Annotated in this window: 9 protein-coding genes; 5 read left to right on the forward strand and 4 right to left on the reverse strand. The window is 72.6% G+C overall.

Annotated elements, in window-relative coordinates; all coding sequences use genetic code 11:
- From BGN95_RS10460 to hemC, 3 genes are all read right to left on the reverse strand, one after another.
- A partial coding sequence (locus BGN95_RS10460) for a hypothetical protein (RefSeq protein ID WP_286772563.1) occupies nt 1-837 on the reverse strand: 837 nt, incomplete at its 3' end.
- Nucleotides 838-868: 31 nt separating this feature from the next.
- Nucleotides 869-1,531: a uroporphyrinogen-III synthase gene (locus BGN95_RS10465; protein ID WP_286772564.1), complete on the reverse strand. Its 663-nt coding sequence runs from the start codon at nt 1,529-1,531 to the stop codon at nt 869-871.
- Nucleotides 1,528-2,427 carry a hydroxymethylbilane synthase gene (hemC, locus tag BGN95_RS10470; protein WP_286772565.1) on the reverse strand — a complete coding sequence of 300 codons (900 nt, stop codon included), beginning with the start codon at nt 2,425-2,427 and terminating at the stop codon, nt 1,528-1,530. The genes BGN95_RS10465 and hemC overlap by 4 nt, the downstream gene beginning before the upstream one ends.
- A 207-nt stretch (nt 2,428-2,634) precedes the next feature.
- On the opposite strand from hemC, the gene tsaD reads away from it, so the two are divergent.
- Both tsaD and BGN95_RS10480 read left to right on the forward strand, forming a co-directional pair.
- Nucleotides 2,635-3,660: a tRNA (adenosine(37)-N6)-threonylcarbamoyltransferase complex transferase subunit TsaD gene (tsaD, locus tag BGN95_RS10475; RefSeq protein WP_286772566.1), complete on the forward strand. Its 1,026-nt coding sequence runs from the start codon at nt 2,635-2,637 to the stop codon at nt 3,658-3,660.
- The gene (locus tag BGN95_RS10480; RefSeq protein WP_265313342.1) at nt 3,657-4,628 is read left to right on the forward strand and encodes an NAD(P)H-dependent glycerol-3-phosphate dehydrogenase; all 972 of its coding nucleotides are present in this window, start codon (nt 3,657-3,659) and stop codon (nt 4,626-4,628) included. Before tsaD ends, BGN95_RS10480 begins: the two co-directional genes overlap by 4 nt.
- A gap of 126 nt (nt 4,629-4,754) precedes the next feature.
- On the opposite strand, the gene BGN95_RS10485 is transcribed toward BGN95_RS10480, so the two are convergent.
- Nucleotides 4,755-4,916, reverse strand: a complete 162-nt coding sequence (locus BGN95_RS10485; RefSeq protein ID WP_179512890.1) for a DUF1674 domain-containing protein — start codon at nt 4,914-4,916, stop codon at nt 4,755-4,757.
- Nucleotides 4,917-4,970: 54 nt separating this feature from the next.
- On the opposite strand from BGN95_RS10485, the gene BGN95_RS10490 reads away from it, so the two are divergent.
- The 3 genes from BGN95_RS10490 to BGN95_RS10500 form a co-directional block, all read left to right on the forward strand.
- Nucleotides 4,971-6,263 carry an RsmB/NOP family class I SAM-dependent RNA methyltransferase gene (locus tag BGN95_RS10490; RefSeq protein ID WP_502688278.1) on the forward strand — a complete coding sequence of 431 codons (1,293 nt, stop codon included), beginning with the start codon at nt 4,971-4,973 and terminating at the stop codon, nt 6,261-6,263.
- 25 nt (nt 6,264-6,288) lie between these two features.
- On the forward strand, nt 6,289-6,951 hold the full coding sequence (gene rpe, locus BGN95_RS10495; RefSeq protein ID WP_179512889.1) for a ribulose-phosphate 3-epimerase: 663 nt from the start codon (nt 6,289-6,291) through the stop codon (nt 6,949-6,951).
- Nucleotides 6,948-8,407 (forward strand): heparinase II/III family protein (locus BGN95_RS10500; protein WP_286772578.1); only part of this gene is annotated, 1,460 nt, incomplete at its 3' end. The genes rpe and BGN95_RS10500, both read left to right, overlap by 4 nt.

Below are 8,407 nucleotides of genomic sequence, written 5' to 3' on the forward strand. Positions count from 1 at the left end.
CATCAGCGCCGCCGCTTCTAAGGCATCGAGCGCGTGGTGCGCGGCGATGAAGCGGCGTGCGGCGTTGGCCCAATTGCCCGACGACCCGGCGCCCGGCAGCCGCGAAACCTCGCCCAGCGCGGCCTGCACCTGCCCCGCGTCGAGCAGCCGCCGCGCGCGCGCCAGTCGCTCGGCGGGGAGCTGCGACGGCGTGCTGACGTCGTGGAGGATGATGAGGCTGCCGAGCTGGTGGCGAATCCCGGCGAGCCAGCCCGAGACCCAGCCGTCGCCGCCGCCGTTGGTCAGCCGATCGGCGTTGGCGTCGAGCGCCTGGCGCAGCGCGGCGACCGTCACCGGCTGGCGTGCGGCCTGGATCACGGTGGCGACGGGGCCGGCGGCGATCTGGCCGAACCGTTCGCGCAGCTGGACCTCGAGATAGCCGAGCGTCACCCCGCGATCGATCGCGCGGCGCGCGGCGAAGGCGACCATCATCGCCTCGGCGCGACCGGCCTGCGCGGCGGCGGCGGCAGTGGTGCTGTCGATCGAGGCGGTGCGCGCTTCGAGCGCGGAAAGCTGCGCGGCAAGCGCGGTTTCGCGTGAATCGAGCGCTTCCGGGGTCGGCGGGACGGTGGCTTGCGGGGAAGGTTGCGCTTCGGGCTGCGGCGCGGTTTGCGGCTGGGCGGCGTCGGGCGCGGGCTGGGTGGTCGACGGGGTGTGGACGAACCAGCCGCCCGAATTACGCATCGCGACGAGCATCAGCGCGATGCCGACGACGAATGCCAGCACGACGAGCGTCGTGATGACCAGCCCGACCCGCGGCCGGCGCGCGGCGGTTTCGCTCGGCAGTGGATCGTTCATCGGCGCACTATCCCCGGCCCGGCGCCACGGGTCAACTCGCGAGCGACGCGGCGAGTGCGACGAGCAATGCGTCGTCGGGGCGCGGCGTGCTGGCGATCGCGTCCCAGCCCGCGCCGGCCGCCGCGGCGATCTTCTCGCTCAGCGCGGCAAGACGGATCGTCTCGCGCGGCACCGCGTCGCGGTCGACCAGCTCGGCGAAGCGGCGCGCGGCGCGCGGCGAGTGGAGCAGCGCGACCCGCCCGCGTGCCGCCGCGAGCGCCCCGGCGGCCAGATCGAGCGGCGCGCTGCGATAGACGGTGATCGAAACCACATCGGCGAAGGCGATATGTTCCTGCCCCGCGAGGTGGAGCGGCGCGCGGAACCCCGCCGCCCGGGCGGCGTCCAGCGCGGCGACGCCGTCGGTCGTACCGGTCACCGCGACGGTGAGGCCGACGGCGCGCGCGGCATTGGCGCTTTCCTCGCCGACCGCGATCACCGGCAGGTGACCCAGCGCCGTCAGCCCGGCGCCGGCGTGGCGCATCGCATTGGTGCTGGTGATAAGCAATGAATCGAACGCCCCGCCGGGTGTCTCCCACGCGACCGGCTCGACCGCGAACAGCGGCAGCGCCAACGCCGGCACCCCCAGCGCCGCGAGCCGCGCGATCGTTCGCGCATTGCCCGGCTCGGGGCGCAGCACGATCGCGGCGCGCGTCACCCGCCGAACAGCCGGCGGACCGATTCCGGCGCGCGGCCGAGCAAGTCGCGGGCCAGCGCCGCGGCGACGATCGCGCCGTCCGCGCCCTGCTGCTCGCCCTCGACCGCTTCGCTGCCGTCCTCGGCGAGCAATTGCGCGCGAAGGCCGATCCCGCCCTCGACGATCCGCGCCAGCGCGCCGACCGGCGAGTGGCAGCCGGCGCCGAGCGCGGCGAGAAAGGCGCGCTCGGTCAGCACCGCCTTGCTGGTCGGCGCGTTGTCGATCGCCGCGACCAGCGCCGCGGCGGGCGAACCGGCGCGCACCTCGATCCCCACCGCCGCCTGCGACGGGGCGGGAAGCATCTGGTCGATCGGGATCGCCTGCCCGGTGTCGTGGCGTCCGAGCCGGTCGAGCCCGGCGGCGGCGAGCAGGGTCGCATCCGCCTCGCCCGCGGCGAGCTTGGCAAGGCGGGTGTCGACATTGCCGCGGAACAGGATGATCCGCAGATCGGGGCGCAGCCGCAACAGCTGCGCGCGGCGACGCGGCGAGCTGCTCCCGACGATCGCGCCGGGTGGCAGATCGGCAATCGATGCCGCGCCGATCAGCCGGTCGCGCACGTCGGCGCGCGGCAGCATCGCGGCGATCGCGATCTCGGCCGGGCGGATCGTCTCGACATCCTTCATCGAATGGACGCAGGCATCGACCTCGCCGTCGAGCAAAGCGCGATCGAGGTCCTTGGTCCACAGCGCCTTGCCGCCGATCTCGGCGAGCGCGCGATCCTGCACCCGGTCGCCGGTGGTGCGCACCGTGACCAGTTCGACCTCGAGGCCGGGATGCGCGGCGACGAGCGCGTCGCGCGTCATCCCCGCCTGGGTGAGCGCAAGGGGGGAGCCGCGGGTGCCGAGCCGGAAGATCATGCCGCGAGCGATGGCCCAGGACGGGGCGACATTCAACCGGATGGATTGTCCCGACGCTTCTCGCTTATCCGTCATGCCGGGCCCGACCCGGCATCCAGAGCCGCAAACACCGCCGCCCGTGGCTCTGGATGCCGGATCAAGTCCGGCATGACGGAGAGGGTTCGCGCCCCTTCGACAAGCCCGGACGGACGCGATAGAGGGCGGGACATGCTGATCCTCGGGCTCGAATCCTCCTGCGACGAGACTGCCGCCGCTTTGGTCACCGGCGACCGCCAGGTGCTCGCGCACCGGCTGGCGGGGCAGGAAGCCGCGCATCGTCCTTATGGCGGGGTGGTGCCGGAAATCGCCGCGCGCGCGCATGTCGAGGCGCTGGAGCCGCTGATCGAGGCGGCGCTGGCCGATGCCGGCGTATCGCTCGATCGGGTCGACGCGATCGCCGCGACCGCGGGGCCGGGGCTGATCGGCGGGGTGATGGTCGGGCTCGTCACCGGCAAGGCGCTGGCGCACGCGGTCGGCAAGCCGCTGATCGCGGTCAATCATCTCGAAGGACACGCGCTGAGCCCGCGGCTCGCCGATGCCGAGCTCGCCTTTCCCTATCTGCTGCTGCTCGTCTCGGGCGGGCATTGCCAGTTGCTGCTGGTCGAGGGGGTCGGACGCTACCGCCGGCTCGCGACGACGATCGACGATGCGGCGGGCGAGGCGTTCGACAAGACCGCCAAATTGCTCGGGCTGGGTTTTCCCGGCGGGCCGGCGGTGGAGCGCGCCGCGGCGCTCGGCGATCCGCGCGCGGTGCCGCTGCCGCGCCCGTTGCTCGGATCGGGCGAGCCGCATTTCTCCTTCGCCGGGCTCAAGAGCGCGGTGGCGCGTGCGGTGGGGCAGTATCGCGCGGAGGATATCGCCGCCTCGTTCCAGCAGGCGGTGGTCGATTGCCTGATCGACCGCACCCGCCGCGCGCTCGACCGGGCGGACGGGGCGACCGCGTTGGTCGTCGCGGGCGGGGTCGCGGCCAATGCCGCGGTGCGCGGCGCGCTCGAGGCGCTGGCGGCGGATAATGGGCTGCGCTTCGTCGCGCCGCCTTTGTGGCTGTGCACCGACAATGCCGCGATGATCGGCTGGGCGGGGGCCGAACGGTTCGTCGCGGGGCTGAGCGACCCGCTCGACGTGCCGGCGCGCGCGCGCTGGCCGCTCGATCCGAGCGCGGAGGCGGTGCGCGGCGCGGGGGTGAAGGCATGAGGATCGGGGTGATCGGCGGCGGCGCCTGGGGCACCGCGCTCGCGGCGGTGGCGGCCCGCGGCGGCGAGGTGCTGCTGTGGGCGCGCGAGCCAGAGGTGGTGGCGGCGATCAACGCCGATCATGCGAACCCCCTGTTTCTGCCGGGGGTGGCGCTGTCGCCGGCGATCCGCGCGACCGGCGCGCTCGGCGATCTGGCCGGGGTCGATGCGTTGCTGGTCGTCGCGCCGGCGCAGCATGTCGGGCGGGTGCTCGCGGAGACTCCGGTCGGCGCGACGCCACTGGTGATGTGCGCCAAGGGGATCGAGGCGGGGACGCGGCGGCTGGTCGGCGAAGTGGCGCATGCCGCGCACCCGGGGGCGCCGATCGCGGTGCTTTCGGGGCCGACCTTCGCGCATGAGGTGGCGGCGGGGTTGCCGACCGCGGTGACGTTGGCGTGCGAGGATAGCGATTTGCAGGCGCGGCTCGCGGCGCGGCTCGCGGGGCCGGCGTTCCGGCCCTATGCGTCGACCGACGTGATGGGGGCGGAGATCGGCGGGGCGGTCAAGAATGTCCTCGCGATCGCTTGCGGTGTGGTCGAGGGCGCGGGGCTCGGGCAGAATGCGCGGGCCGCGCTGATCGCGCGCGGCTTTGCCGAGATGACGCGCTTCGGGCTGGCGCGCGGCGCGCGGGCGGAGACGCTCGCCGGATTGTCAGGGCTGGGCGATCTGGTGCTGACCTGTTCGTCGACCAGTTCGCGCAATTTCTCTTTGGGGGTCGGGCTGGGGCGTGGGGAAAGCGCCGCGACCCTGCTCGCCGATCGCCGGACGGTGGCGGAGGGGGCATTCACCGCGCCGGTGCTGGTCGAGGCGGCGCGCGACGTGGAGGTCGATATGCCGATCGTCGAGGCGGTGTGCCGGCTGCTCGACGGCGCCGATGTGCGCGCGGTGACGCGGGATCTGCTGTCGCGCCCGCTGCGCGACGAGGTGTGAGTCTGAAGGGAAGGACCTCTCACCGTTCGGGCTGAGCTTGTCGAAGCCCTGCACTTTTCTTCGCGCGGAAGAAGCGCAGCCCTTCGACAGGCTCAGGGCGAACGGGTTTTATTTCGTGCGCCGCGCTCAGAAATCGACCGCGATGCCCTTGAGCTCCCAATCGCCGAAGCGGGTCGGGTCGCGATCGTTGGGATCGGTCGGGCCGGGGGTCGCCGGGGCGGGCTTGGGGACCGGCTTGTTGGGCGAGAGATAGGCCGGCGGCTTCACGTGCGCGGGGCGTTTCGACATTTGCGATATCCGATCTTGCTGGCGATCTGGCTGGTTCCCCGCCACATGGGCGTGATGACGATCCGCGCCAAGCCCCCTAGACCGCCCCGCCGCCCTGCTTTGCCGCTCGGCACCGCGACCCGCCGCGCCGCCTTGCGATTGCTCGATGCGGTGCTCAGGCGCGGCGAGGCGCTGGAAGCGGCGCTGCCCGCGGCGACGCGCGATCTCGTCTCGCCGCCCGATCGCGGGCTGGCGCATGCGATCGCCGCCGAGACGCTGCGCCGGCTGCCCGATCTCGACGCCTTGATCGATTCGGCCACCCGCCAGATCCTCCCCGAGGATGCCAAGGCGCGGATGGCGCTGCGCATCGCGCTCGCCCAGGCGCTCGCGCTCGGCACCCCGCCGCATGCCGCGATCGCCACCGTCCTCCCGCTGGTCGACGGCGGGCCGCGGCGACTGGTCCACGGCGTGTTCGGGACGCTGATGCGCGGCGGCGCGGCGCTGCCGGAGACGCCGACCCTGCTTGTGCCCGTCGCCGAGCGTTGGCGCGAAGCGTGGGGCGAGGAGGTGGTCGCCGCCGCGTCGCGTGCGATCGCCGCGCCGCCGCCGCTCGATGTCACGCTGCGCGATCCGGCGTGGTCGGGGCTCGAAGGAGAAAGCCTTGCGCCAGGGCATGTGCGGCTCGTCGATGCCGGGCCGGTGCCCGAGCTTCCGGGCTATGACGCGGGCGCGTGGTGGGTGCAGGATCTCGCCGCCTCGCTCCCCGCGCGGCTGATCGGCAGCGGCGCGGGGCAGGCGCTCGATCTGTGCGCGGCGCCGGGGGGCAAGACGCTCCAGCTCGCCGCCGCCGGCTGGCAGGTTACCGCGGTCGACGCGTCGAAAAGTCGCGCCGCGCGACTGAACGAGAATCTCGCGCGCACCGGGCTTTCCGCCGACGTGGTGGTGGGCGATGTGCTCGATTGGGCGCCCGACGCGCCCGCCGAGGCGGTGCTGGTCGATGCGCCGTGCAGCGCGACCGGCATCTTCCGCCGCCACCCCGATGTGCTTCACCGCGCGCATGACGGGGTGATCGCCGAAATGGCCGAGTTGCAGGGCCGCATCCTCGCCCGCGCGGCGGATTGGGTGAGGCCGGGCGGATTGCTCGTCTACGCCACCTGCTCGCTCGAACCCGCCGAGGGCGAGGCGCAATTGGCGCAGTTTCTCGGGCAGCGCGGCGATTTTGCCGTCATGCCGCCGGCGCCGGGCGAACTCCCCGCCGGAATCGCCGCCCACCCCGACGGTTATGTCCGCACCTTGCCCGGAACGGTCGAGGCGACGGGCGGGTGCGACGGCTTTTTCGTCGCACGGCTGCGACGTGCTTCCGCCTGAGCCAGTTGCGCGTTAAGCGGACCGTATGACCAAGCCCGTCCGCATCGCCCCCTCGATCCTGTCCGCCGATTTCGCCAAGCTCGGTGAGGAGATACGCGCGATCGACGCTGCGGGGGCGGATTGGATCCACGTCGACGTGATGGACGGCCATTTCGTCCCCAATATCACGATCGGCCCGGCGGTGGTGAAGGCGCTGCGCCCGTATACGGCGAAGCCGTTCGACGTCCATCTGATGATCTCCCCGGTCGACCTCTATCTCGACGCCTTCGCCGAGGCCGGGGCGGATACGATCACCGTCCACCCGGAGGCGGGGCCGCACGTCCACCGCACGATCCAGCACATCAAGAGCCTCGGCAAGCGCGCCGGGGTGGTGCTCAACCCGGCGACCCCGGTCGATGTGCTCGATTATCTCATCGATCTCGTCGATCTGGTGCTGGTGATGAGCGTCAACCCCGGCTTCGGCGGGCAGAGCTTCATCGACAGCCAGTTGCGCAAGATCGCGGCGATCCGCGCGATGATCGAGGCGAGCGGGCGCGATATCGATCTCGAGGTCGACGGCGGGATCGACCGGCAGACCGCGCGGCTGGCGATCGACGCCGGCGCCGATGCTTTGGTCGCCGGCACCGCCACCTTCCGCGGCGGGCCGGAGGCTTATGCCGCCAATATCCGGGCGCTGCGCGGCGAATGAGCCAACAGGACGATAAAGCCGTTGATTCCGGCCCCGACGGGATCGAACAGGGCAAGAGGCTGGTACGATCGGGCGGCGATCGCGGGCTGTCGCTCGCCGAGCGCTTGTCGCAGACCTTCGACCGGCTGACGTGGCGCACCCCGATCCATTCGTTCCGGCTCAAGGGGCGCTATCCGCTCAAGCTGATCGCGGTGCCCGACGACCCCGTTTTCGGCGATGTCGCGCGCGGGCAGGCGCTGCTCGCCGGGCATTTCCTGTGGCGCGGCGAACAGCTCGCGATCGCCGGGCTCGATTTCCGCACGCTCGATGTCGCGCCGGGCTATGCCGATTATCTCCATTCCTTCGCGTGGCTGCGCGATCTTTCTTCAGTCGCGACGCGGGTGCAGGGTGCGCCGATCGCCGAGGGGCTGATGTCGCGCTGGCTGCTCGCGCATGCCGAAAAGGTCGCCGGCGCGGCGTGGCGGCCCGATCTGTGGGGGCGGCGCATCCTGTTCTGGACCGCGCACGCGCCGCTGATCCTGTCGTCGACCGATCTCGTCTATCGCTCGAAGGTGCTCAACACGCTGGCGCGGGGCGCGCGGCATCTCGATCGCGGGGCGGACAAGACCCCGCCGGGGCCGAAGCGCGTCGCGGCGTGGAGCGGGCTGCTCGCGGCGCGGCTGCTGATCCCCGGCGGCGATGCGGGGCTCGCCTTCGCCGAGGCGGGGCTGACCCGCGCTTTGGGCACCGCCTTGTTCGAAGACGGCGGCGCGGTGAGCCGCGCGCCCGATGCGTTGCTCGATATCGCCGCGCTGCTCGCGACGTTGCGCGAATGCTATGAAGCGCGCCGGCTGGCGCTGCCCGAGGTGGCGGAAAGCGCGCTGGCGCGGCTTGTTCCGGCATTGCTTGGGGTGTGTCATGCCGATCGCGGGCTGGCGAGCTGGCAGGGCAGCGGCCCGGTGCCGGCCGAGCGCGTCGCGCAGGTGATCGAGGCGACCGGGGTGCGCGCCCGCCCGCTCAAGCAGGCGCGCGAATGGGGCTATCAGCGGCTGACGGGGGGCAAGGCGGTGCTGATCGTCGATGCCGCCCCGCCGCCGGTGGCGCGCGCGGTCGACGGCGGGTGCGCCTCGACGCTGGCGTTCGAATTTTCCGACGGCGCGACGCGGCTGATCGTCAATTGCGGCGGTGCGCGCGATGCCTCGCCGCGGTTGCCGCGCACGCTGGCCGAGGGGCTGCGCACGACCGCGGCGCATTCGACGCTGACGCTCGACGATTCCAATTCGACCGCGATCCTTTCCGACGGCAGCCTCGGCAAGGGCGTCACCGCGGTGGAATTGTCGCGGCAGGAATCGGACGGCGCGAGCCGGATCGAGGCCAATCACGACGGCTATGTCCGCCGCTTCGGGTTCATCCACCGCCGCCAATTGGTGCTGGCGGGCGACGGGCGCGAGCTGCGCGGCGAGGATGCCTTGCTGCC

Source organism: Sphingomonas sp. 66-10, assembly GCF_001897045.1.
GTDB classification, from domain to species: domain Bacteria; phylum Pseudomonadota; class Alphaproteobacteria; order Sphingomonadales; family Sphingomonadaceae; genus Sphingomonas; species Sphingomonas lycopersici.

What these genes read in the sequence shown, in the direction of transcription:
- hemC (WP_286772565.1), bottom strand. Translation starts at nt 2,427, where the DNA reads ATGATCTTCCGGCTCGGCACCCGCGGCTCCCCCCTTGCGCTCACCCAG.
- tsaD (WP_286772566.1), top strand. Translation starts at nt 2,635, where the DNA reads ATGCTGATCCTCGGGCTCGAATCCTCCTGCGACGAGACTGCCGCCGCT.
- BGN95_RS10480 (WP_265313342.1), top strand. Translation starts at nt 3,657, where the DNA reads ATGAGGATCGGGGTGATCGGCGGCGGCGCCTGGGGCACCGCGCTCGCG.
- BGN95_RS10485 (WP_179512890.1), bottom strand. Translation starts at nt 4,916, where the DNA reads ATGTCGAAACGCCCCGCGCACGTGAAGCCGCCGGCCTATCTCTCGCCC.
- BGN95_RS10490 (WP_502688278.1), top strand. Translation starts at nt 4,971, where the DNA reads ATGACGATCCGCGCCAAGCCCCCTAGACCGCCCCGCCGCCCTGCTTTG.
- rpe (WP_179512889.1), top strand. Translation starts at nt 6,289, where the DNA reads ATGACCAAGCCCGTCCGCATCGCCCCCTCGATCCTGTCCGCCGATTTC.